This window comes from Roseateles chitinivorans (assembly GCF_050632145.1).
Taxonomy (GTDB): domain Bacteria; phylum Pseudomonadota; class Gammaproteobacteria; order Burkholderiales; family Burkholderiaceae_C; genus Roseateles; species Roseateles chitinivorans_B.
In genome coordinates this window covers 906405-929977 of the sequence record NZ_CP192577.1, presented here as the reverse complement: position 1 = coordinate 929977, position 23573 = coordinate 906405, and the positions used below count along the sequence as shown (strand labels likewise).

The window sequence follows — 23573 nt, the reverse complement described above, 5'->3', positions numbered from 1 at the left end:
CGAGGACTTCGATCGCTTCGCCGCCGATGACGTGTATGCGGTCGGCGCGCCCGGCGACGTCTGGCACTTCAACGGCGCCGTCTGGCGTCGATGCCGCTTCCCCAACGATTGGGGCTTGAGCGCGGTGTGCTGCGGCGGGGACGGGAATGTCTACATCGCCGCAGGGCACACGATCTTCCGGGGCCGGGGGATCGCTGGGAGCGGCTGCGCACGCGCGGCACGATCGCGCTGCCGATCCAGGACCTCGTCTGGTACGAGGACCGGCTGTGGGCCGCGACGCACGTCGGCCTGTTCGTTCTTGACGGCGATACGCTGAGGAAGGCTGACGAGGTTCCCAATCAGATCTACGGACATCACCTCGCCGTGCGCGACGGCGTGATGCTGATGGGCAGCCCGTACGGCGCCGCGTTCCGACGCGACGGCGAGTGGACGCAGATCTTCAGCCAATACGACACGCGGACCTGGTACGCGGAGAACAAGGACCAGGCGTGGAAGCCGGTGTTCAAGCCAGCGTCTTGACCGGGACCTGTTGCGGCAGCATCGAGCTGCCGATGTCGCGGATCTCCAAGCTCGGCCCTTCGCGTCGCAACGTACGCACCGGTTAACCTGTCTTTCACGGCAACCTCATCCAGGTGAATGACATGGCGCTGAGCCTGCACTTCCATCCGCTCTCCTCGTTCTGCCACAAGGCGCTGATCGCGTTGAACGAGCTGGACATCGACGTCGAGCGACGTTTCCTCAACCTCGGCGATCCGGCGCAGCGGGAGGCGTTCCTCGCCCTCTGGCCGACCGGGAAGATGCCGTTGCTGGTCGACGGCGACCGCGTGGTGCCGGAGACCAGCGTGATCATCGAGTACCTCGCGAAGCGGTACGGGCGGCCGGATCAGCAGTTGGTGCCGACGGACGAGGACGCGGCGCTGGAGGTGAGGCTGATGGACCGGCTGCTCGATCTCTACGTGATGCTGCCGATGCAGGCGATCGTCGGGGACCGGCTGCGCGCCGAGGCGGACCGCGATCCGATCGCGGTGGACAAGGCGCGCGAGACGCTGGCGATGGCCTATGGGATGCTCGACAAGCGTCTCGCCGATCGCGAGTGGGCCGCGGGCGAGCACTTCAGCATGGCCGATTGCGCGGCGGCGCCGTCGCTGTTCTATGCGGCGACGCTGGTACCGTTCGGGGAGTCGCAGCAGCGGCTCGCGGCGTACTACGCGCGGTTGATGCAACGCCCTTCGGTCGTACGCACGCTCGACGAGGCGAGGCCGTTCTTCAAGTTCTATCCGTATCGGGAAGTGTTGCCGGCGGAATACGCCCCTGCGGACTGAATCACGAGGGATCCTCGTGTGACTCGTGTGGACTGATCGTCAGTCTTCGATCCACCGCAATGCCGGCTCCGCGATCGCCACCTGCACCGCGCTGCCGGGTGCGAGTTCCTCGTCCTCGTGCCGACGCCACAGCGTCAAGGTCTGGCCTCCCGGCCCTGCCAGCTCGCAGGCCACGCGCTGCTGTCCCGGGTAACTCGCCCGCAGCCTCGCGGTGAAGCGGAGGCCCTCGCAGGCGGCCTCTGGGCTGCGGCTGTCGTCCAGCACCAGGGCCTCCACCGGCGCGATCCAGTGCCCGCTCTCCCGATGCCACGCGCCTTCCAGCGTCTTCGCCTCCAGCCGGTTGAAGATGCCGAGGAAGTCCGCCACCCGGCGGTTCGCCGGCGCCCGTCGCAGCTCCCGCGGCGACGCGCATTGCGCGATGACGCCGTCGAACATGACCGCCACGCGGTCGGCGATCTCGAAGGCTTCCTCGCGGTCGTGCGTGACGATCACACAGCTCTGGCCGAGCTCGCGCTGGAGCTGCCGGAACTGCCGTCGCAGCGGCAGCCGGAAGTGCTCGTCGAGCGCGGAGAACGGCTCGTCCATCAGCAGCAGCATCGGCCGCGTGGCCAGCGCGCGTGCGAGCGCCACGCGCTGCCGCTGACCGCCCGACAGTGCCTGGGGCAGCCGGTCCGCCAGCGCGCGCAGGTCGATCAGATCCAGCAACTCGTCTGCCCGCGTGTCGGCGAGTGCCGCTTCCTCACCCCGCGCGAGCGGGCCGAAGCGGATGTTCTCGCGCACCGACAGGTTGGGGAACAGGGCGTAGTGCTGGAACACCATGCCGATGTCGCGCTGCTGCGGCGGCAACGACTGCACGTACTGGCCCGCCATCGCGATGGACCCGCGGTCCAGTCGCTGCAACCCGGCGATCGAGCGCAGCAGCGTCGTCTTGCCGCAGCCCGAGGCGCCCAGCAGTGCGACGACCTCGCCGCGCGCCAGTGCCAGGTCGACGCCGCGCAGGACCGGGCGCCCGCCGAGCGCGAGCTCCGCGCCGCGGACCGCGAGTTGCGCCGGCAGGTCGGCATCGATGGAGAGCGAAGGAGCGGTCGAGGTCATCGCACGGAAGTCTTTGAAGTGAGGCGGGAGCGCGAGGTCGTCGCGATGCGTGTGCTCATCGGCCCTGCGCTCCTGACGTCCAGCGGCGGGTGAGCGCGGCGACCGCCGCGACCACCGCGCCGACGCCGGCGAAGGCCAGCACCATCAGCGCCGCCGCCTGGTGGCCGTTGGCGTTGCGCAGGCTGTTCATCAGCGGTTGCAGCAGCTCCAGCTGTCCGCCCAGCAGCAGGTTGGCGATCGCGAATTCCATGGCCGCCGTGACCCACGCGAGCAGGAACGCGGCGAGCAGCGCCGATGCGAGCATCGGCAGCAGCACCCGGCGCACCGTGTGGCCGTCGCTGGCGCCGAGCGTGCGGCCCGCCTCGATCAGCGAGGCCGCGTTCAGCTGCGCGAGTGCCGATTGGAGCGTCTTGTGGATCAGCGGGAACAGCGTCGGCGCGACCACCGCGACGTAGACCAGCGGCAGCGGCAACCAGCGACCCCAGCGCCCGACGAAGAGCTCCAGCGCGCTGATCGCGATCACCACCGGTGCGATCGCAAAGGGCAGCAGCGCCATCAGGTCCAAGGTGCGCTGGAGCATCGGCGCCAGATAGTGCCTGTCGAGCTGCGACGCGATGGCAGCGGGGATCGTCGCCATCGCACCGCAGACCAGCGCCAGACAGGCGCTCGCCAGCGCTAGCAGCGTCGTGCGCAGCACCGCCGCCTGGACGCGTGGATCGAGCACCGCCTCGGCCATCCAGCGCAAGGTCGGACCCTCCGGCCACCAGTGGCGATCCCAACGCTCGGTCAGGCCGTACAGCAGCAGCGCCAGCATCGGGACCAGCACGACGCTCAGCAGCGCCGCCAGCGCGAGCACGGAGAGCGTCGGCCGGCTGGCGATCGACCGCGACGGGGCGGTGGCAGTCCTGGCGCCGTTCATGCCTTCCCCTGGCGAAGCCGTGCGGCGAACCAGCGCGTCAGGCCGATGACCGTCGCCAGCATCGCGAAGAGCACCAGGGCCAGCAGCGCCGACAGCTCGGGCTGCGCAAAGATGTCACCGCTGACCAGTGCGGCGATGCGGACGGCCAGCACGTGCGCCGCCGTCCCGCTCAGCGCGAACGGCGTCGCGAACGCCGCGGCCGCGTTGGCGAAGAGCAGGCCGAAGACCTCCACCAGGCTGGGCAGCATCAGTGGCAGGCCGACGCGGCGCCAGTACAGCAGCGGACCGGCGCCCAGCGTGGCCGCGGCGTCCTGGAGCGAGGCATCCAGCATCGTCACGGGCGCCATGAGCAGCAGGGCCGCGAGCGGCGCCTGGAAGCACACGTACGCGAGCAGCAGACCGCCCAGACCCTGCAGGTCCACCCATGGCGGCAGGCCCATCGACTGCATCGACACGGACACCACGCCCTGCGCGCCGAAGAGCAGCAGCAGCGCCACGGCCAGCGGCACGCCCGAGAAGTTCGCCCCCAGGCTCGCCAGCAGCGTCACCGGCTGCGCCAGTCTGGGCAGGCGCCGCAGCGCGATCGCCGCGCCGAGGCCGATCGCCAGACCGATGAGCGCCGACAAGGCGCTCAACCACAGCGTGTTCCAGGCGGCTTCGAGGTAGTAGCCATCCGCAGTCAGCTCGCCCAGCGCGCAGTCGCCGCCGTGCCCGATGCAGGCGCCAAGCACCGACACTGCGCGCCAGCCGAAGGGCAGGACGAGCGCCACGCCCGTGAGCACGAGCAGCGGCCGCGATTGCCTCCAGGCATTGCTCGCGTTCAACGGCATGCGGCGGCATCTCCCGTGCCTTCGACACCCAGTCGAGTGAGGATCCAACCCGCGATGTCCGTCTGCCGCTCCGGCAGCGCCAGACCCACCGCGCCATCGTGCGGCACCCAGACCAGCGGGACTTCGCGCTCCACCGGCAGCGGGCCGCCGTGCATGCGGTCGGCGTTCATGCCGTGGTCGCTGGTCAGCAGCAGGTCGAAGCCGTCGGCGTGCCAGCGCGGCAGCAGCTGCGCGAGCAGCATGTCGAGCTTGCGCGCGCTCATCGCGTACTGGGTCGATTCACCGCCGTGCACATGGCCCGCCAGGTCCGGTCCCATCGGATGGATGAACAGCAGCGACGGTCCGGGCACGGGCAGGTGCGCACGGCGCAGCGCTTCGGCGTCGGCGAGCAGGTGGCTGTCGGGGTAGTCGTCCTCCCAGTACCAGCGCGCCGCCTGGATCCCGCAGCCCGCCGGCACCGCGTCGCGATGGCGCAGCGGATCGAAGACCTCGCCGGCCAGCAGCTCGTAGAACCAGTGATACGCGGCGATCGCGGCCGGGACGCCTTGCGCGTCCAGCTGCTGGAACAGGTGGTGCGAGAGCGGCTGACCGGCCTGGTCATTGCCGAGGATGCCGTGCGCCAAGGGCGGCTCGCCGTTGATCACCGTCGCGTACAGCGGGCGCGACAGGCTTGGCAGCTCGCAGCGCAGCGAGCGCCATTGCGCGCGGCCCGCTTCGTTCAACGCCTGCAGGTAGCCCATGTAGTCGCGCGCGGTGTCGGCGCGCAGGCCGTCGGCCAGCAGCACGACGAGCTTGCGCGCGGGATCCGCCGCCTGCGCGATCGCGGCCGCTGCTTCGGCGGCGGCATCGATCGATGACGACGGGACCGGCAGGGAGGCCGGCGGCGCCGTGGCGATCGATGGGGTCGCCGCCGCGGCAGGAGGCGTCGTGCCGCTCGTCGGGGCGCCGGGAAACGGCGGAGGCAGAGGACCGGTGCCCGGGTTCATCGCGCGGCCCCCAGCACCTCGCGCTGCCACGCGCGCGGCAGCTTCTTGACCTCTTCGGTCCAGACGGCCGGCTTCAGCGCACGTGCCTTCGCGTACTGCGCCTCGGGCACCAGCAGCGCCTTCAGGTCCGCCGGCAGCGGCAGCTGCGCGATGCGGATCGGCCGCGCGTGGCCGCGCGCCAGGTTCATCTGGCCGGCGTCGCTGAAGATGTACTCCCGCGCCAGCATCGCCGCGTTCGGACGCTGCGACCAGCGGTTGAGGATGGTCGTGTAGCCGCTGGTGATCGAGCCGTCGGACGGGATCAGGACCTCGTAGTCCGCCGCGTTCGGCAGCTTCGCGCGATAGGACAGCGCGTTGAAGTCCCACAGCAGGAAGACGTCGGCCTCGGCGCGCTCCATCAGCGCGGGCGTCGCGTTGGTGCCGATCAGCCGCTTGTCCCTGGCGATCTGCGCGAACGCGGCCAGCGCCGGCTGCAGCCTGGTCTCGTCGCCGCCCAGCGCCACCGCCGCCGCGAGCACCGCCGCGTTGGACTGCGCCGCGCGGCCGACCTCGCCGATCATCACGCGCGCCTTGGACGCGAACAGCGCCTGCCAGCTCCGCGGCACGTCCTTGAGCCGCTTGCGGTTGACCGCGAACGCGATCGTGCCGGTGTAGGCGAGCGCCCAGTGGCCCTCGGCGTCCTTGGCCCAGTCCGGCACCTGCGCCCAGGTCGTCGGCTTGTACGGCTGCGTGATGCCGCGCGCCTTCGCGATCGCGCCGAACTCGAAGCCGACGTCGCCGAGGTCCGCGCTCGCGTTGGATTTCTCGGCCTCGATCTTGGCGATCTCCTCGGCGCTGCTCATGTCGGTGTCGACATGCGCCAGGCCGTAGAGCCGCTGCAGGTCGGCCCAGGTCGCGCGCCAGTTGGCCCAGTCGTCGGGCATGCCCAGGCTGTTCACGCGGCCCTCCTTGCGCGCGGCCGTCATCAGCGCGTCCAGCGCGGCGGAGGCCGGCTGACCCCCTTGTGCATGGGCGCCAAACGCAAAAAGCCCGAACGAGGCGGGCAGGAGGGTGGGCAGGGTGGCGGGCACCAGGGCCGGCAGCGAAGCGGGCAGGGTCCGCAGCAGGCTGCGTCGAGACAAGGTCATGCGGTCTTCTCCTTGGCCGGGAAGCGCAGGTCCGACAGCGTCAGTTCCTTCGTCACCTTGGCCTTTCCATTCACGTCGCACAGCGCGAAGCGCAGGCGGAGATCATCCTCCCCTTCGGTGACAGGCTCGACATCGAGCAGGCCGAAGTTCAATTCCGCCATCACCGCCGAGCGCCGGTGGCGGTTGGGCGTCGGGATGTCCCAGACCTCGGTCAGGCCGCTGGCGGTCGCGTCCCACAGCGGATAGCCGCCGGCGACGTCCACGCTGGAGAGCTCCGCGTAATGCATGTCGCCGCTCAGGAAGACGACGCCTTCCGCGCGCGTCGTGCGGATCAGCTCGACCAGCCGATCGCGTTCCCGCGGGAAGTTGGCCCAGCCTTCCCAGCCGCTGCCGTCCGCCGCGAACTGCACGCTGGAGCCGATCAGCCGCACGTCCGCCGGCACGCGCAGCTGCGCCTCGAGCCAGGTCCATTGCGCCTCGCCGAGCAGCGTCGCCTCGGGCCGCGCGTCGGGCACGTACCAGCCCGTCATCGGCTGGCCGCTGAGCTTGGCCCGCAGCACCATCGCCGCATAGCTCGACTTCAGCGACGGATCCGCCGTCAGCATCGTGCGGTTGAAGCGCAGGTCCGGCAGGATCACCTGGATGCGCTTGCCCAGCGCTTCGAAGACATAGCTCTGGTAGATGCCGTCCGCGCTCCGGCGCGGCGAGTCCGCCGGCTCGTTCCACGCGTCGCAGAACAGCTGCTGCGAGAGCTGCTTCAGCGGGTAGTCCGCGCCTTCGTCGTCGTCGCCGAAATCGTGGTCGTCCCAGATCGCGACGTGACGGGTCGAGCGCCGGAACGCCTGCAGCGGCTCGACCGCCATGAACTCGGCATAGCGCTGGCGCAGCGTGGCCTCGTCGCGGGCGTCGGCGTACAGGTTGTCGCCGAGGAAGACGAACAGGTCCGGCTTCGCCGCCCCGATCGCGCGCCAGATCGGCTGCGGCTTGGACTGCTTCGCGCAGGAGCCGAAGGCGACGCGGAAGCGCCGGGGCGCCGCTGCCTCGACCTCCGCGGCTGCCGGATCCGACGTGGCGCAGCCTGCCAGCGGCGTCGCCAAGGATCCCGCGATCGGCCCCGCCAGCGAACCCGCCAGCAGCTGACGGCGCGTCAGCCGGGCGCCCGTCTGCACGGTTCCCTCTGCGGGGCCCTTCACGTCATCGACGTCCCCGGCCATGGCCTCAGAACTTCCCGGTCAGCGTCACGTAGAACTGACGGGGCGCGCCCGGCAGCAGCGTCGCGGCGGAGCCGGTCGGATCGCTGTTCACGAAGCCGTTCGAGCCGATCGTCGAGATGTAGTGCTTGTCGAACAGGTTGTTCACGCTGCCCTGCAGGCTCACTTCGCGCAGCATCGACACGTTCTTCAGCTTGTAGCCGGCGCTGAGGTTCACCAGCGTGCGGTCCGGGACCGAGGCGTCGTTGGTGTACGAGTAGTAGCGCTTGGACATGTAGTCCACGCCGAGGGTGCCGAACAGCGCGCCGTCGTCATAGGTCAGCTGCGACTTGACCATCGTGTCGGGGGCGTCGGCGACGCGCTTGCCGCGGGTCGCCGTCAGCGCGCCGTTGATGACGACGTCGTCGCGGTAGGTCGACTTGGACAGGCTCACGCTGTTGTACCAGGAGAGCGTCGGGGCCAGGCGGAAGGACAGCGCCGCTTCCAGGCCGGTGGCGCGCACGTCGCCGACGTTGGCCAGGATCAGGGCCGCGCCCTGGATGCCGGACCCCGGCTGCACGCCCAGCAGGCGGTCCTTGAAGTTGACGAGGTAGGCGCTGACCGAGCCCTCATAGCCGCGGCCGCTGGTCCGCCAGCCGGCCTCGAAGGTGTCCGAGGTCTCGGGCTTGAGCTTGCCCTTGATCTCGGCGAAGCCGGCGACGTCCGTCGCGAACGGGGCGATGCCGGTGGCCGAGCCCTGGTAGGCGCGCATGTTGCGCGCGACCGTGCCGTAGAGCTCGTTGTTGGCCGACAGGCGGTAGTTGATGCCCAGCTGCGGCAGGAAGCCCTTGTCCGCCTTGATCGATCCGGAGGGCAAGGTGCCGCCGGCCGTGCGCTCGGCGTCGAGCTTGACGTTCAGCGACTTGAACCCGGCGCCCACGGTCAGGTCCTTGGTCACCGACCAGGTGTCCGACACCGAGAGCTGCGTGGTCTTCGTGTTGAAGGCCATCTGCCAGTCCGTGCGGAAGGGGTTGCTGGGGAAGCGGTAGACGTCGAAGCTGGACGAGGCGGCGTAGTAGCGGCGAGCCTGGTCGAAGTCGTTGTCCTCGAACCAGACGCCGGCCTTGATCAGGTGATCGCCCAGCTCGAACTCGGCGTTGGAGACCACGCCGCCGCGGTGGAGGTCGTACTCGGTCGACCGCACCGAGATCGGCGTGGCGTCCGGCGAGGCCACATACGGCGTGAACCACAGGCCGATGCCCTTGTTGTGGTGGTAGTAGGCCGTGGTCTTCCAGGTGACGCCGGGGGCCAGCCGCAGGTCGGCGGAAACGCCGGCCAGTTCGTCGTTGCGCAGGCCGGCACCGGCGTAGTACTGGTCATCGCAGGCGGCGACGTAGGTCGTGCCCTTGTTGCCGCACAGGGTGTTGGCGGCGTTCACCGCGGCGTTCCAGTCGGGGTAGAAGTTGTCGAGCTTGTCGCCCTTGCGCTTGATCAGGTCCAGCGACAGATCCTGGTAGTCCACTTCCTTGCGGCGCGAGGTGTTGACGAAGGCCGACAGGCGGCTGTCACCGATCGCCTTGGTCCACTTCAGGTTCCATTGCTCCTGCTTCTGCTTGCCGTCGCCCTTCCACTTGTCGGCATCCTGGTTGGTGTAGCTGACGTAGAAGTCGCCCAGCACCGTGCGACCGCTGTCCACGCGCAGGAAAGTGCGGGTGGCGGAATCGCTGCCCAGGGTCTGCGAGACGCGGAAACCGAACTTGTCCAGCGGATCGCTCGAATAGAACTGCAGCGTGCCGCCGAGGTTGCTCGACGAGGCCGCTTCCAGCGCGCCGGCGCCCTGCGACAGCGACGCGCGGCCGACGTTCTCGCTCGAGATCGCGCGGCTGATGTGCAGGCCGTTGAAGTTGCCGTAGGACATGTCGCCCAGCGGCACGTCGTCGAGCGTGAAGCCGAGCTGGTTCTGCGAGAAGCCGCGCACGGTGAAGCGGGTCGACCACTCGTAGTTGCCCAGGCCGTCGGCGGACTGGAAGTTCACGCCGGGCAGGCGGGCGACGGTCGCCAGCGGGCTGCTGCCGGCCAGGGCGTTGTCGAACTCGGTCTGGCTCAGGCTCTGCACCGAGCGCAGCTGGCCGCGGCCGACGGAAACGGTGACGCGCTCGAGCTCCGAGCGCTCCGAGCGCTCCGACGAGGATGACGACGAGGTGGCGGCGCCGGTGTCGGCGGACCTGGCCGCGTCGGTGGATTGCGCGGCGGCGGGGAAGACGTAGGCCAGGCTCAGGGCCAGGACCAGGGCGGTGGGCATCGGGTGCTTCATGGTGGGGACTCGGTGCGTTGAGGTGTCGGGGAGACGTCGGAAGACAGTCGGTTTGACTAACGAACGGACCGCACTGTCACAACCGTCCACGACAAGACAACGACAAACACGAAAAACCACAGCCGGCTTCGCGCGGGATGCTGGATATCCACAACATCACAAATAAATCCTCAAACTGTCATGAAGACGCTGCGCGGGTTTGGGTGAATGCGAGGTCCATGCAGGGAGAACAAGCGATCCATGTGGTCCCAGGAACGACACGACAAAATCCTCTTGCTGCTGCGGGAGCGGCATCGCCTCACGACCGACGAGGCGGCGCGCGAGCTCGGCGTGTCGCGCGAGACGGTGCGGCGCGACCTGATCGAGCTGGAGCAGGGCGGCAAGCTCGCCCGCGTGCACGGCGGCGCGGTGCAGTCGGAGGTGCCGGCCGAGGCGAGTTATGCGGAGCGCGCGCAGTCGCGGCGGCGGCAGAAGCAGGCGATCGCGCGCCAGGCGCTCACCCTGGTCAGGCCGGGGATGAGCCTGTTCATCGATGCGGGGTCGACGACGCATGCGCTGGCGCAGGCCTTGGCCCAGGCGCAGGAACTGCGGGTGATCACGAACTCGGTCGCGGTGTGCGACGCGATGGCGGGGCGCCAGGGGCACGAGCTGCTGATGCTCGGCGGGGCTTATGTACCGGAGACCTCGGGCACCTTCGGCGAATTCACCGTCGCGGAGATCTCGCGGCATCGCGTCGACGTCGCGCTGATTTCGCCGACCGCGCTCGATGCGCGGCAGGGCGCGTCAAGCTACCTGTGGGCGGAGGTGGCGGTGGCGCAGGCCATGCTGGCAAGGGCGCGGCAGCGCGTGCTGCTCGCGGATTCGAGCAAGCTGGGGCAGGGCAGCCGGATGCAGGTCTGCGATTGCGCCGACATCGACGTGCTGGTCACCGACAACGAAGCCGATCCGCAGGAACTGGATCGGCTCACCCGCGCCGGGGTGGCGCAGGTGATGTTCTGATCAGAACAGCGCCATGCTCAGCTTGCGGCGGTACTGGTCGACCAGCGGGTCGGCCGGGGCCACGGTGCTGTGGCCGGACAGCTGCAGGCCGCCGGCCTGCGGCGCGCCCGCGCCGTGGCCATGCGCCGGCTGGACGGGTTTCGTCATGATCTCGAGGATCGCGACGTAGGTCTTGCGCGCGAGCTGGTCGTTCCAGGTCTTGTCACGCATGATGATCTCGAGGAGCTCCTCCATCGCGCCGGTGAAGTCGCGGCCCGCGAAGAGCCCCTGCGCCAGCGCGTAGCGCGCATCGAAGTCGCGCTTGTTGGCGGCGATCGCCGCCTGCAGCGCGGCCGGGTCCAGTCCTTGCTCGGCACGGTCCGCGGCGGCGATCCACGCGGCCAGCGCCTGGAACCGCGCATGCGGCGTGATCGTGTCCGCCGCCTGGTGCGCCACCGGCGCGAAGGCCGCCTTGGCATGTTCCAGCTGGTCGTCCTCCAGCAGCGCGCGGATCAGGTCGAAGCGCGCCACCTCGTTGTTCGGATCGGCCTGCACCGCCGCCTGCAGCTTCTGCAGCGCGCCGTCGGCATCGCCTTCCTCAAGCAGCGCCTGCGCCTCGGCCAGGTCCTCCTCGGCCTCGAGCGCCTCGCCGGTCGGCACGTGACGGTCCAGGAACTCGCGGATCTGCGCCTCCGGGATCGCGCCGACGAAACCGTCGACCGGCTGCCCGCCGACGAACATCACGCAGAACGGGATCGAGCGCACGCCGAAGGCCTGGCTCAGCTGCGTGGCGATCTCCGGCTGGTCGTCGCTGTTGAGCTTGGTCAGCTTCCAGCGGCCCGCATAGGCCACCTCCAGCTTCTCCAGCATCGGCCCCAGCGTGCGGCAGGGACCGCACCAGGGCGCCCAGATGTCCAGCAGCACCGGCTGCTGCATGGAGGCCTGCAGGAGGTCCGCTTCGAAGTTTTGGAGGGTGATGTCGGTCATGGTGGGGAGCGGTCGGAAGCCGGGGCGCAGTCGAGCCGGACGGCAAGAACTGCACCTGAGGCTCCCCGCCTACAATTCAAGGTTTCACGATTTGACAATCGAGGACCGACCCGTGAGCAGCGCCACCACTCCCGACATCTCCCCCGTCATCGGCGTGGTGATGGGCTCCAGCAGTGACTGGGAGACCATGAAGCACGCCGCCGACATTCTCACCGAGTTCGGCGTGCCGTTCGAGGCACGGGTCGTTTCGGCCCACCGCATGCCCGACGAGATGTTCGCCTACGCCGAGCAGGCCGAAGGTCGCGGGCTGCGGGCGATCATCGCCGGCGCCGGCGGCGCCGCCCACCTGCCCGGCATGCTGGCCGCCAAGACCCTCGTGCCGGTGCTCGGCGTGCCGGTCGCCAGCCGCCATCTGCAGGGCGTCGATTCGCTGCACTCGATCGTGCAGATGCCCAAGGGCATCCCCGTGGCGACCTTCGCGATCGGCACCGCCGGCGCGGGCAACGCCGCGCTGTTCGCCGTGGCCGTGCTGGCCCGCGACAACCCGGACCTGCGCGCGAAGCTCGACGCCTTCCGCAAGCGCCAGACCGCCGCCGCCACCGCGATGACCGAGGAGCTGCGCTGATGCCGCTGCTGCCGGGTGACGCGACGCTGGGCGTGCTGGGAGGCGGCCAGCTCGGCCGCATGTTCGTCCATGCCGCGCAGGCGCTGGGCTATCGCTGCGTGGTGCTGGACCCGGATGCGTCCAGTCCTGCCGGCGCGGTCGCCCAGGAGCACCTGAAGGCCGATTACCTGGACCCGGCGGCGCTCGACGACCTCGCCCGCCGCTGCGACGCCGTCACCACCGAATTCGAGAACGTGCCCGCCCGGGCGCTGGAGCATCTGGCGCGGGTGCGCGTCGTCGCGCCCGGCGCGTCCGCCGTGGCGGTCTGCCAGGACCGCGCCCGCGAGAAGGCCCACTTCGACGCCAGCGGCGTGCCGTGCGCGCCGTACGCGGTGCTGCGCCATGGCGCCGATGCGGCCGCCGACCTGGCTGCCGTGCCCGACGCGCTGCTGCCCGGCATCCTCAAGACCGCCCGCCTCGGTTACGACGGCAAGGGCCAGCGTCGCGTCGCCGATCGCGCGCAGCTCGTCGCGGCCTTCGATGAGCTGGGGCGCGTCGACTGCGTGCTCGAGCAGATGCTGCCGCTGGCGCTGGAGCTGAGCGTGCTGGTCGTGCGCGGTGCCGACGGCGAGGTCGTGACCTTCCCGGTCCAGCAGAACCTGCACCGCGACGGCATCCTGGCCGTCACCGAGGTGCCCGCGCCGGACGTCGACGAGGCGCTGCAGGCGCAGGCGCGCCGCTCGGCCGCCGCGATCGCGACCGGCATGGGCTACGTCGGCGTGCTGTGCGTCGAGTTCTTCGTGCTGAAGGACGGCCGCCTGGTCGTCAACGAGATGGCGCCGCGTCCGCACAACTCGGGCCACTACACGATGAACGCCTGCGACGTCTCGCAGTTCGAGATGCAGGTCCGCGCGATGGCCGGCCTGCCCTTGCGCGAGCCGCGCCTGCATTCGCCGGTGGTGATGCTGAACCTGCTGGGCGACCTGTGGTTCGACGCGGACGGCCGGGAACGGACGCCCGACTGGGCGGGCGTGCTGGCGCTGCCGGGCGCCGAGCTGCACCTGTACGGCAAGGCGCAGGCGCGCCATGGGCGCAAGATGGGTCACCTGAACGTGATCGGCGCCACCGCCGAGGACGCCCGCGCCAGCGCTCGCCGCGCCTGCGTGCTCCTCGGCCTGCCGGACGCGTGGTGACGCCGTGGTGACGGGGTCCGGCGCCATGGTGCTCGACGGCCTTTCCCCCGACGCCTCGCCCGACGCGGTGCGCGCCACCGCGCGCGTGCTGGCCGCAGGGGACCTGGCCGGCGTGCCGACCGAGACGGTCTACGGCCTGGCGGCGCGCGCCGACCGGGACGGGGCCGTCGCGAAGATCTTCGCCGCCAAGGGGCGGCCGAGCGACCACCCGCTCATCGTGCACGTGCTCGACGAGCAGGGCGCCCGCGTCTTCGGGCAAGACCTGTCTCCCGTCGCCCACCGGCTGATCGAGGCCTTCTGGCCCGGCCCGCTGACGCTGATCGTCCGGCGCGTGCCGGGCATCGCCGCCGCCGCCGCCGGCGGCCAGGACACGGTGGGCCTGCGCTGCCCGTCGCATCCGGTCTTCCGCGCGCTGATGGCCGAGTGCCGCGCCCTCGGCGTCGAGGGCCTGGCCGCACCGAGCGCCAACCGCTTCGGCCGCGTCAGCCCGACCACCGCCGCGCATGTCGCCGACGAGTTCGACCCCGGCCTGACCGTGCTGGACGGCGGTCCCTGCGATGTCGGCATCGAGTCGACGATCGTCGACGTCAGCCGCGGCGGCCTGGTGCTGCTGCGACCCGGCGTCCTGACGCCGGAACAGCTGGAAGCCGCGGCGGGCCTCGCTTTACAAGCGCCCGATGCCCGGGCGCCGCGCGCGTCGGGCACACTGGCGGCGCATTACGCGCCGCGGGCCACGGTCCGGCTGATGGCCCCGGAAGCGTTACGCGCCGCGCTGGCGGGCGACCTTCCGGCGGGGCTGGCGGTATATTCCCGCACGTCCTTCGACGGGACGGGCGCTCCCGCGCTGCACCGGGCCATGCCGGCCCAGGCGCGCGCGGCGGCGCGGCAGCTGTTTGCCGTCCTGCGCGAGCTGGACGCGGCCGGCGCGACGGAGATCTGGATCGAGGCGCCCCCGCAAGAGGCCGCCTGGGATGGGGTGCGGGACCGCTTGTCCCGCGCGGCGGCGGCCTTTGCGCCCCGCTGAGTTTTCGAGATTTGGAGAGTTCATGAAGAGTGTGAAGCGCCACCTGGCCGTGCTGCTGGGTGCGACCGCGTTGCTGGCCGCCTGTGGCGGCGGCGGCGAGCAGATCGACCCGTTCCGTCCGACGCGCGCCCTCGCCTTCGGCGACGAGTCGAGCGTCATCCGCAGCGATGGCACCAAGTACACGATCAACGGCGTCGACTCGACCACCTCGGCCGTGACCTGCGGCCTGAATCCGGTCTGGACGCAGCAGCTCGCGGGGCACTTCGGCCTCGTGTTCGGCGAGTGCAACCCGGACAAGCTGGCCACGCCGACCGCGCGCATGTATGCCGCCGCCGGGGCCAAGGTCGCCGACGTGGCCGCGCAGATCGACCGCCAGTTCGCGCTCGACGGCTTCAATCCGAAGGACCTGGTCACCATCCTGGCCGGCGCCAACGACGTGCTCGAGCTGTACGCGCAGTTCCCCGCGCAGGACGCCGCCACGCTGGGCAACGCGGCGCAGGCGCGCGGCGAGGCGCTGGGCGCGCAGGTCAACCGCATCGTCGACGCCAACGGCCGCATCATCCTGTCCACCGTGCAGGACCTGGGCCTGTCGCCGTTCGCGATCAAGGAGAAGGCCGCCCACGCCGACACCGACCGTGTCGCGCTGCTGTCGGAACTGTCGCGCCGCTTCAACGCCGGCATGCGCCTGAAGATCCGCAACGACGGCCATTACATCGGCCTCATCCTGACCGATGAACTGATGGGCACGATGAGCCGTTACCCGACGCTGTACGGCGCGACCAACTCGACCGAGGGCGCCTGCCTGGCGACCTCGCTGCCGCCGGTCTGCACCGACAAGACGCTGGTGGCCAACGCCACCTCGGGCACGCACATGTGGGCCAGCGACCTGCTGGTCTCGCCGGTGATGCACACCAACATGGCCAACCAGGCCATCAACCGGGCGTCGAACAACCCGTTCTGAAGACGATCTTTCCGCGCGCATCGCGCGCGCGTCGATGACAGGAGTGTTGCAGCCGCGCCTCGCAGGGGTCAGGTTGTGCGTCCGTCGTCCCCCCGACCCTGGCATGCTGTGGCTTGTCAGGGTTTTCCTTTGTAAGCGCCGCCGGACGTGCGCTTAAAGTGATCCCTGAGAAAAACGAACGACCGTTCGATTTAGCGCCGACCGCCATCGCCGGGACGGTGCAGACGACGGAGACAACCCCTGGAGAAGTCCGAATGAACAGCCAATTCAAACTGGCCAGCCTGACCCTGGCCGCCGTGGCCATGCTGAGCGCCTGCGGCGGCGGCAGCAGTCCCGCGAGCGACGATCCCCCGCCGGCGCGTGGGTCGCTGCAACTGGGCATCGTCGCCTCGACCACGCCCGTGACCAAGGCGCTGATCGACGCGGGCACCGCCGCCAAGGGCATCGGCGCGCTCGCCGGCGCGGCGCAGTGCGACGTCGAGATCCGCTACGTCTACTACGCGACGCGTGATCCCCAGGGTTCCGTCGCCATGGCGTCGTCCGCGGTCTTCGTGCCCAGCGGCTCCGGCGCGGCGTGCAGCGGCAACCGTCCCGTGGTGCTGTACGCCCACGGCACGACGACCGAGCAGGGCTTCAACATGGCCCAGGTCGACAAGAACCCCGAAGGTTCGCTGGTGATGGCGTTCTACGCCGCGCAAGGCTTCATCGTCGTGGCGCCGAACTACCTCGGCTACGACCGTTCGGGCCTGCAGTACACGACCTACCTGAACGCCGAGCAGTCGGCCATCGAGATGGTCGACGCGCTGCGCGCCGCCAAGACCTACCTGAACGGCGACAGCGCCGTGAAGCCGTCGGCCAGGCTGCTGGTGGCGGGCTACTCGCAGGGCGGTCACGTGGCGATGGCGACGCAGAAGGTCATCGAGCGCGACTACGCGTCCGAGTTCACCGTCACCGCCGCCGCGCCGATGTCCGGTCCGTACAACCTGGTGGGCTTCAGCGACACGATCGTCAACACCGGCCCGGTCAACGCCGGCGCGACGCTGTTCCTGCCGCTGATGCTGACCAGCTACCAGAAGGCCTACGGCAACATCTACTCGGCCCCGACGGACGTGTACGCGTCGCAGTTCGCCGCGACCGCGGAAACGCTGTTCCCGTCGAAGCAGTCGATCAGCGACCTGATCGCCGCCGGCAAGCTGCCCGCCGACCCGACCTTCACCAACCTGTTCGGCACCGGCGGCCTGCTGAACCCGGCCTTCAAGACCGCGTACCCGAACTCCAACTTCCGCAAGGCGCTGCAGACCAACACGCTGCTGGGCTGGACGCCGAAGGCGCCGGTCGCGCTGTGCGGCGGTTCGGGTGACCCGACCGTCTACTTCACCAACACGCTCCAGGCGCAGGCCGACTTCGGCTCGCGCGGCAAGCTGTACCCGGCGTCCAACCTGGAAAGCTCGGCCTCGATGGCCTGGGCGGGTTCGACCACGGCCGCGACCATCGCGGGCGGTTTCGCGCAGGCCAAGGCGGCCACGTCCCAAGCGGCGGGTGGCGGTGCGGCCGGCGCGGCTGCGGTGCAGGGCGCCTATCACGGCACGCTGGTCCCGCCGTTCTGCAATGCGCTGGCACGCGGCTTCTTCCAATCGGTCCTGGCTGCTCAGCCGTAATCGCCGACGACCAGAACGGAGACATCATTCATGAAGAAGAACATCACCCTCATCCTGGCCGCCTCGCTGATGGCACTGGCGGGCGCCGCCCGCGCCGAGGAGCCGGCGGTCGGCACGCACACGGTCTACCTGGGCCTGGCGCACATCGACGTGAACAGCAAGGCCGCGCCGCTGGAAGGCGGCAGCCGCCAGTTCCCGGCGCCGGGCGCGCAGATCCGCGTCGGTGACGCGACCACCACGGGCTTCGGCTACACCTACCGCTTCCTGCCGAGCTGGAGCGGCGAGGTCGCGCTGGGCATCCCGCCGTCGCACAAGATCTACGGCAACGGCGTGCTCCGCAACGCCGGACAGATCGCGGTCGTGCGCCAGATGCCGCCGACGGTGTTCGTGAACTACCACCTCGGCGAATGGATCCCGAAGGTCCATCCCTTCGTCGGCGCGGGCGTGAACTACACCTACTTCGAGAAGAAGCGCAGCACGCCCACCGGCGACGCGATCAGCGGCGGCCCGACCCGCATCACGCTGGAGAACTCGTGGGGCCTCGCGGCCCACGCGGGCTTCACCGTGGCCTACACGAAGCAGTGGTCGCTGAACGCGACGGTCGCCTACGCGGACGTGCGCAGCAAGATGCGTTCGTTCACGACGACCAAGGACGGCGTGGAAGAGCTGCACACGGACATCAACTTCCGTCCGGTGGTGTACACGCTGTCGCTGGGTTACTCGTTCTGATCGGACTTCCGCTCGAACGGCTGACCGGACACGGGCGCCGCGGCGGCGGGGGATCTCCCCGCCCCGCGATGTCCCGGGCCACTACACTTGTCGCATGAGCGTGTTGCTGGCCCTCGATAGCTCGACCGAACACATGGCTCTGGCCCTCGTTGGCCAGGGCCATGCTGCTTTTGTGGACGCCGATGGCGGGGCGTTGGCCTCGCAGCGGCTGGTCCCCGACGTGATGGCGCTGCTGAAGCAGGCCGGCGTGACGCTGGCCGCCGTGGAGGCCGTCGGTTTCGGCCGTGGACCTGGCGCCTTCACGGGTCTGCGGACCGCCTGCTCGGTGGCGCAGGGCCTGGCGTTCGGCGCCGGCAAGCCGGTGCTGGCGCTGGACAGCCTGATGCTGGTCGCGGAGGACGCGCGACAGCAACTCGCCGCCGCGGGCGACGCGGCCTCATCGCTCGAGGTGTGGGTCGCCATGGACGCCCGCATGAACCAGATCTACCTGGGCCGCTATCGTTGGAACGGCACGCGCTGGTCCGCGATCGTCGAGCCGCTGCTGACCGACCTCGACCCGTTGCAGGCGCTGTGGCGCGAAGCACCGCCGACGATCGTCGCCGGCTCGGCCTTGAGCGCCTTTGCGCTCGACACCGGCACGGCCCGGCGCTTCCCCGTCACCGCTTCTGCGCGCGCGCGCTGGGCGCGCTCGCGCGGCAGGCCTTCGATGCGGGTCTCGCGGAAGATGCCGCGAATGCGTTGCCGCTGTACGTGCGCGACAAGGTCGCCCTCACGACGGCCGAGCGCGAAGCCGCCAAGGGAGCGATCACGAGATGAGCGCCCAACCCCGCGACCTGACGTGGCCGCCGTCGCTGCAGGCCCTGCAGCCGCTGCGTGCGCTGGACCTCGACGAGGTGATGGCCATCGAGGCCGTCTCCTACACCCATCCGTGGACGCGCGGCAATTTCATCGATTCGATGGCCGCCGGCTATGCCGGCTTCGTCCTGCGCGACGAGCAGGCCAGGCTCTGCGGCTACTTCCTGGCGATGCAGGTGATCGACGAGATGCACCTGCTCAACATCACCGTCACGCCGGAGCGGCAGGGGCAGGGACTGGCGCGCCGCATGCTCGACGCGCTGGGCCTGCTGTCGCGCGCGCGCGGCTGCCACCAGGTGTGGCTGGAGGTGCGCGAGAGCAACGTCCGCGCACGCCGGCTCTATGAGCGCTACGGCTTCGTGCAGAGCGGCCTTCGGCGCGGCTACTACCCCGGTACGGATGGCCGGGAGGACGCGATCCTGATGACGCTGCGCCTGATGGAGCCCGCCGCATGAGCTGGAACGATCGTCAACGCGCGATGCTGGAGGCGATGGGCCTCAAGCTGTGGACGCCGCCGTCCGGATCGCCCGATACCGAGACAGCGCCCGTCGCTGCCCCGGCACCGCGCGCGGTCACGCCCGGACGATCCGTCGAGCCTCCTGCAGCGCCGGCGATGCGCGCGCCGATGGCCGATGCGGACGTCGCGATCGCCGAGCCCGCGGCACCGCGCCGCGCGCCGGAGCCGGCGGCGAAGGCGCCGTCCGCCGCGCCGGCCGCACGCATTGCCGCGCCGGTCGCGGCGCCCGTGACCGCGGCGGCCGCCGCCGATGCCGCGCTCGTCCAGGCCCGTGGCCTGGCGCGCGAGGCCATCGCCCGTCTGGACTGGCCCGGCCTGCGCGACGAGGTCGCCTCCTGCCGTGCCTGCGGGCTCTGCGAATCGCGCAAGAACACGGTGTTCGGCGTCGGCAACGAGCGCGCGCACTGGATGGTCGTTGGCGAAGCGCCGGGCGAGCAGGAGGACCTGCAAGGCGAACCGTTCGTCGGCGCGGCCGGCAAGCTGCTGGACAGCATGCTGCGCGCGGTCGGCCTGGGTCGCGGCGAAGGCCCGCCCGAACGCCAGGTCTACATCGCCAACACGCTGAAGTGCCGTCCGCCGCGCAACCGCAACCCGGACCCGTCGGAACTCGCGCAGTGCGAGCCCTTCCTGCAGCGCCAGATCGACCTCATCCGGCCCCGCATCATCCTGGCGATGGGCCGCTTCGCGGTGCAGCAGCTGCTGCGCAGCCAGGAGCCGATCGGCCGGCTGCGAGGCCGCGTCCACCGCTACCAGGGTGTGCCTCTGGTCGTCACGTACCACCCGGCGTACCTGCTGCGCAACCTGCCGGACAAGGCCCGCGCGTGGGAGGACCTGTGTCTGGCGCTGAAGACGCTGGAGGAGTCGCCGCCGCGCGACGACGGGGCCACGCCCACCGGCATCGCGGGCGCCATGCCCGTCCTGCCCACGACGGCCGGGACGGACTGAATGAACGCGCCGGTGCCGCCTCCGCCGGCCACGCCGGCACCCTCGGCCGAAGATCAGGCCGCGCAGTTCCGGCTGCTCGCCGACAACGTGCCGGTGCTGATCGCCGTCTTCGACGCGGCCACGCGCACCTGCCGCTTCGCCAACCGCCAGTACGCGCGCAGCTTCGGCCTGGACGAGGTCAGCGTGCTGGGCCGCACCTTCGCGCAGATCATCGGCGAGGAGGCCTCGCAGGAGATCGAGCCGCACGTGCAGCGCGTGCTCCGCGAGCGCGTCAGCGTCAGCTACGAGCGCCGCCTGGAGCGTCGCGACGGCAGCCCCCGCTGGATCGAGGTCAACCTGATCCCCTACGTGCCGCCCGGCATGGACGAGGTGCAGTCGAGCTTCGTGCTGATCTCCGACATCACCCGCTTCCGCGAAGCGGAGCTGGCGGTGCGCGACTCCGAGGAACGGCTGGGCAAGTTCATGCAGGCGTCGATGGAGGGCATCGTCTTCCACCGCGACGGCGTCATGACCGACGTGAACCCGCCGCTGTGCGAGCTGGTGGGCTACGCGCTCGAGGAGCTGGTGGGACGGTCCGCCCTGTCGATGATCGCCCCCGACCAGGTCGACACCGTGCGCGACGTGATGATGTCCGGGCAGGAGACCCGCTACCCGACGGCGATCCTGCATCGCAGCGGTGAACGCATCGATGTCGAATTCATCGTGCGGACGCTGTGGCGCCACGGCGAGCGGCTGCGCATGACCATCGTGCGCGACCTGCGTCCGCACCTGGAGGCGCTGGCGCGCATCCAGCACCTCGCGCAGCACGATCCGCTGACCGGCCTGCTGAACCGCGCGACCTTCATGGAACGGCTGCGCGAGCGGCTCTCGCAGGGCAATGCGCGCCGTGCCGCGCTGCTGTTCATCGACCTCGACAACTTCAAGCGGGTCAACGATTCGCTGGGCCACCTCGAGGGCGACCGCGTGCTGCGGACCGTCTCAGAGCGGCTGCGCGGCGGTCTGCGCGGCAGCGACCTGGTGGCGCGTTTCGGCGGCGACGAATTCGTCGTGCTGCTCGAGGACGTGCACCAGCGCAAGGACGTGCAGACGGTGCTCAACGCGTTGCTGAGCGTCGTCGAGGTGCCGGTGCAGGCGGACGGCCGCGACCTGTCGGTGACGCCGTCGATCGGCGTGGCGATGTATCCGGAGCACGGCGAATCGCCCGAGGAACTGCTGCAGCACGCCGATACCGCGATGTACCTGGCGAAGACCGCTGGCCGCGCGACCTATCGCTTCTTCGAGCATGCGATGGCCGAGAACGCCTACGCGGACCTGGTGCTGGAGACCGAGCTGGCGCAGGCGCTGACGGCGGACGAATTCGTGCTCTTCTATCAACCGCAGGTGGACGCGCGCACCGGCGAGCTGGTCGGCGCGGAGGCGCTGCTGCGTTGGCGGCACCCGGAGCGCGGCCTGCTGACGCCGGACGCCTTCATCGTCGTGGCCGAGCGCCACCGGCTGATGCTGCCGCTGGGCGAGTGGGTGATGTACGAGGCCGCGCGGCAGACGCGCGCCTGGCACGAGCGCGGTGTCGCCGCGATCCCGATCGCGGTGAACCTGTCCAGCATGCAGTTCCGGCTGGCGAGTTTCTCGAAGTCGGTGGCCCATGTGCTGAAGACGGCCGGCGTGCCCGGCGAGTGGCTGGAGCTCGAGCTGACCGAACGCATGCTCACCGAGGAGATCGACCGCCTGCCCGAGCTGCTGCAGACGCTGCGCTCGCAGGGGCTGGCGATCTCGATCGACGACTTCGGCACCGGCTACACGGCGCTGAACCAGCTGATCCGGCTGCCGCTGGACAAGCTCAAGATCGACCAGAGTTTCGTCGCGGTGCTGCCGGACGATCGCGGCGCGGCCGCGATCACGCGCGCCATGGTGCAGATGGCCAAGGGCCTGGGCATGCGCGTCGGTGCCGAAGGTGTGCGCAACGCGCGGCAATGGCACCTGCTGGCCGAGTGGGGCTGCGACGAACTGCAGGGCGAGGTGGTCGCACCGGCGATGCCCGCCGAAGAATTCGAAGCCTGGCTGGCCGCGCGTGGCAAGCCGACGCTTCCCGGAATCGACACATGACTTCAAAGACACCAGATTCCGCCCGCCTGAACGGCGCGGCGTCCGCGCCGCATGGCGCTTCCCGTCAGGGTGCGCCGGGGGCCCCGGGTGCGCCGGTCCATGCGACGGATCCCGCCATGGCCGCGCTGCTGCGTGACGAGATCGCCGCCGCCGGCGGCTGGTTGCCCTTCGACCGCTACATGAGTCTGGCGCTGTACGCGCCGGGCGTGGGCTACTACGCCAACGCCCGGCGCAAGTTCGGCACGATGCCGCAGCAGGGCTCGGACTTCGTGACGGCGCCGGAACTGTCGCCGCTGTTCGGGCGCGCCCTGGCGAAGCAGGTGGCGCAGGCGCTCGCCGTCAGCGGCACCGACACGGTGATCGAGTTCGGCGCCGGCAGCGGCGCGCTGGCGGCGCAGCTGCTGGAGACGCTGGACGCGGCCGGGACGCCGGTGGCCAGGTATTTCATCGTCGACCTGTCCGGCACCTTGCGCGAGCGGCAGGCCGAGCGGCTGGCGCGATTCGCGCCGCGCGTCGAGTGGCTGGACCGATGGCCCGACGAGATCCACGGCGTGCTGGTCGCCAACGAGCTGCTGGACGCGATCCCGGTCGAGCTGCTGCGTTGGGACGGGCAGCACTGGCTGCAGCGCGGCGTGGGCCTGGACGGTCAGGGCGCGCTGCACTTCGTCGACCGCCCGGGCGAGGCGCGGCCGCCGACGCCGCCGGAGCACGACGTGGGCTTCGTGCCCGGCACGGTCACGGAGATCCATCCGCAGGCCGAGGCCTTCGTGCGCACGCTGGCGGAACGGCTGAAGCGTGGCGCGGCGTTCTTCATCGACTACGGATTCCCGGAGTCGGAGTACTACCATCCGCAGCGCACCGGCGGCACCTTGATGTGCCACCACCTGCACCGCTCGGACCCCGACCCGCTGGCCCTGCCGGGGCAGAAGGACATCACCGCGCACGTGAACTTCACCGGCATCGCGGTGACGGGGCAGGACGCGGGGCTGATGGTGCTGGGCTACACCAGCCAGGCCAACTTCCTGATCAATTGCGGGCTGGTCGACCTGATGAGCGGTGCCGACCTCGCGCAGCGCGGCATGGCCCACCGGCTGATCGCCGAGCACGAGATGGGCGAGCTGTTCAAGGTCGTCGGCTTCGCGCCGGGTGAGGGATTCGATGCGCTGGGGTTCAGCGCAGGGGACCGGTCGCATACGTTGTGAGCGCGGCGCGACAACGAGAGTGACTCATGCTGAT

The 23573-nt window shown here is 70.4% G+C and carries 22 protein-coding genes and 1 pseudogene; 15 read left to right on the top strand and 8 right to left on the bottom strand.

Translation table 11 applies throughout. The features are described from left to right. Positions 1-90: 90 nt before the first annotated feature. On the top strand, positions 91-519 hold the full coding sequence (locus ACQ86G_RS04275) for a hypothetical protein (protein WP_431259477.1): 429 nt from the start codon (positions 91-93) through the stop codon (positions 517-519). Between the two features lie 122 nt (positions 520-641). Next, entirely contained in the window at positions 642-1322 is a 681-nt protein-coding gene (locus tag ACQ86G_RS04270) for a glutathione S-transferase family protein (protein ID WP_431259476.1), read from the top strand. Between the two features lie 39 nt (positions 1323-1361). On the opposite strand, the gene ACQ86G_RS04265 is transcribed toward ACQ86G_RS04270, so the two are convergent. The 7 genes from ACQ86G_RS04265 to ACQ86G_RS04235 are packed head-to-tail and all read right to left on the bottom strand — an operon-like array spanning position 1362 to position 9783. Continuing rightward, a complete protein-coding gene (locus tag ACQ86G_RS04265; protein ID WP_431259475.1) occupies positions 1362-2417 on the bottom strand; it encodes an ABC transporter ATP-binding protein in 1056 nt (351 codons plus the stop codon). A 55-nt stretch (positions 2418-2472) separates the two neighbouring features. Next, complete coding sequence (locus ACQ86G_RS04260) at positions 2473-3336, bottom strand: ABC transporter permease subunit (RefSeq protein ID WP_431259474.1); 864 nt, start codon at positions 3334-3336, stop codon at positions 2473-2475. Then, complete coding sequence (locus tag ACQ86G_RS04255) at positions 3333-4166, bottom strand: hypothetical protein (RefSeq protein ID WP_431259473.1); 834 nt, start codon at positions 4164-4166, stop codon at positions 3333-3335. Before ACQ86G_RS04255 ends, ACQ86G_RS04260 begins: the two co-directional genes overlap by 4 nt. Further along, positions 4157-5152, bottom strand: a complete 996-nt coding sequence (locus ACQ86G_RS04250) for an alkaline phosphatase family protein (protein ID WP_431259472.1) — start codon at positions 5150-5152, stop codon at positions 4157-4159. The genes ACQ86G_RS04255 and ACQ86G_RS04250 overlap by 10 nt, the downstream gene beginning before the upstream one ends. Continuing rightward, a complete protein-coding gene (locus ACQ86G_RS04245) occupies positions 5149-6279 on the bottom strand; it encodes an ABC transporter substrate-binding protein (RefSeq protein WP_431259471.1) in 1131 nt (376 codons plus the stop codon). Before ACQ86G_RS04245 ends, ACQ86G_RS04250 begins: the two co-directional genes overlap by 4 nt. After that, on the bottom strand, positions 6276-7448 hold the full coding sequence (locus ACQ86G_RS04240) for an alkaline phosphatase D family protein (protein ID WP_431259470.1): 1173 nt from the start codon (positions 7446-7448) through the stop codon (positions 6276-6278). Before ACQ86G_RS04240 ends, ACQ86G_RS04245 begins: the two co-directional genes overlap by 4 nt. A gap of 49 nt (positions 7449-7497) precedes the next feature. Continuing rightward, positions 7498-9783 carry a TonB-dependent receptor gene (locus ACQ86G_RS04235; protein WP_431259469.1) on the bottom strand — a complete coding sequence of 762 codons (2286 nt, stop codon included), beginning with the start codon at positions 9781-9783 and terminating at the stop codon, positions 7498-7500. A 207-nt stretch (positions 9784-9990) separates the two neighbouring features. Here ACQ86G_RS04235 and ACQ86G_RS04230 point away from each other — a divergent pair, with 207 nt between their 5' ends. Further along, on the top strand, positions 9991-10782 hold the full coding sequence (locus tag ACQ86G_RS04230) for a DeoR/GlpR family DNA-binding transcription regulator (protein ID WP_431259468.1): 792 nt from the start codon (positions 9991-9993) through the stop codon (positions 10780-10782). Here ACQ86G_RS04230 and ACQ86G_RS04225 read toward each other — a convergent pair whose 3' ends face one another. Further along, positions 10783-11748: a tetratricopeptide repeat protein gene (locus ACQ86G_RS04225; protein ID WP_431259467.1), complete on the bottom strand. Its 966-nt coding sequence runs from the start codon at positions 11746-11748 to the stop codon at positions 10783-10785. Between the two features lie 160 nt (positions 11749-11908). On the opposite strand from ACQ86G_RS04225, the gene purE reads away from it, so the two are divergent. The 12 genes and pseudogenes from purE (at position 11909) to ACQ86G_RS04165 (ending at position 23539) form a co-directional block, all read left to right on the top strand. Beyond that, a complete protein-coding gene (gene purE, locus ACQ86G_RS04220) occupies positions 11909-12373 on the top strand; it encodes a 5-(carboxyamino)imidazole ribonucleotide mutase (RefSeq protein WP_431261331.1) in 465 nt (154 codons plus the stop codon). After that, positions 12373-13545: a 5-(carboxyamino)imidazole ribonucleotide synthase gene (locus ACQ86G_RS04215; RefSeq protein ID WP_431259466.1), complete on the top strand. Its 1173-nt coding sequence runs from the start codon at positions 12373-12375 to the stop codon at positions 13543-13545. The genes purE and ACQ86G_RS04215 overlap by 1 nt, the downstream gene beginning before the upstream one ends. 25 nt (positions 13546-13570) lie before the next feature. Continuing rightward, on the top strand, positions 13571-14569 hold the full coding sequence (locus ACQ86G_RS04210; RefSeq protein ID WP_431261330.1) for an L-threonylcarbamoyladenylate synthase: 999 nt from the start codon (positions 13571-13573) through the stop codon (positions 14567-14569). Positions 14570-14591: 22 nt separating this feature from the next. After that, positions 14592-15530 (top strand): SGNH/GDSL hydrolase family protein, encoded by a 939-nt coding sequence (locus tag ACQ86G_RS04205; protein WP_431259465.1) that lies wholly within the window; start codon positions 14592-14594, stop codon positions 15528-15530. Positions 15531-15784: 254 nt separating this feature from the next. Continuing rightward, positions 15785-17188, top strand: a complete 1404-nt coding sequence (locus ACQ86G_RS04200; protein ID WP_431259464.1) for an alpha/beta hydrolase family protein — start codon at positions 15785-15787, stop codon at positions 17186-17188. Positions 17189-17218: 30 nt separating this feature from the next. Next, a complete protein-coding gene (locus ACQ86G_RS04195; protein WP_431259463.1) occupies positions 17219-17917 on the top strand; it encodes an OmpW/AlkL family protein in 699 nt (232 codons plus the stop codon). A 94-nt stretch (positions 17918-18011) separates the two neighbouring features. Continuing rightward, positions 18012-18506: pseudogene (gene tsaB / locus ACQ86G_RS04190) on the top strand (tRNA (adenosine(37)-N6)-threonylcarbamoyltransferase complex dimerization subunit type 1 TsaB); the annotation flags it as partial. Further along, positions 18488-18733, top strand: coding sequence for a hypothetical protein (locus tag ACQ86G_RS04185; protein ID WP_431259462.1), 246 nt, complete (start codon positions 18488-18490; stop codon positions 18731-18733). The pseudogene tsaB and the gene ACQ86G_RS04185, both read left to right, overlap by 19 nt. Then, positions 18730-19227, top strand: a complete 498-nt coding sequence (gene rimI, locus ACQ86G_RS04180; RefSeq protein ID WP_431259461.1) for a ribosomal protein S18-alanine N-acetyltransferase — start codon at positions 18730-18732, stop codon at positions 19225-19227. Before ACQ86G_RS04185 ends, rimI begins: the two co-directional genes overlap by 4 nt. After that, positions 19224-20234: a uracil-DNA glycosylase gene (locus ACQ86G_RS04175; protein ID WP_431259460.1), complete on the top strand. Its 1011-nt coding sequence runs from the start codon at positions 19224-19226 to the stop codon at positions 20232-20234. Before rimI ends, ACQ86G_RS04175 begins: the two co-directional genes overlap by 4 nt. After that, complete coding sequence (locus ACQ86G_RS04170) at positions 20235-22337, top strand: putative bifunctional diguanylate cyclase/phosphodiesterase (RefSeq protein WP_431259459.1); 2103 nt, start codon at positions 20235-20237, stop codon at positions 22335-22337. It begins immediately after the preceding gene. A gap of 116 nt (positions 22338-22453) precedes the next feature. Further along, the gene (locus ACQ86G_RS04165; RefSeq protein ID WP_431259458.1) at positions 22454-23539 is read left to right on the top strand and encodes a class I SAM-dependent methyltransferase; all 1086 of its coding nucleotides are present in this window, start codon (positions 22454-22456) and stop codon (positions 23537-23539) included. The last annotated feature ends 34 nt before the right edge of the window (positions 23540-23573 follow it).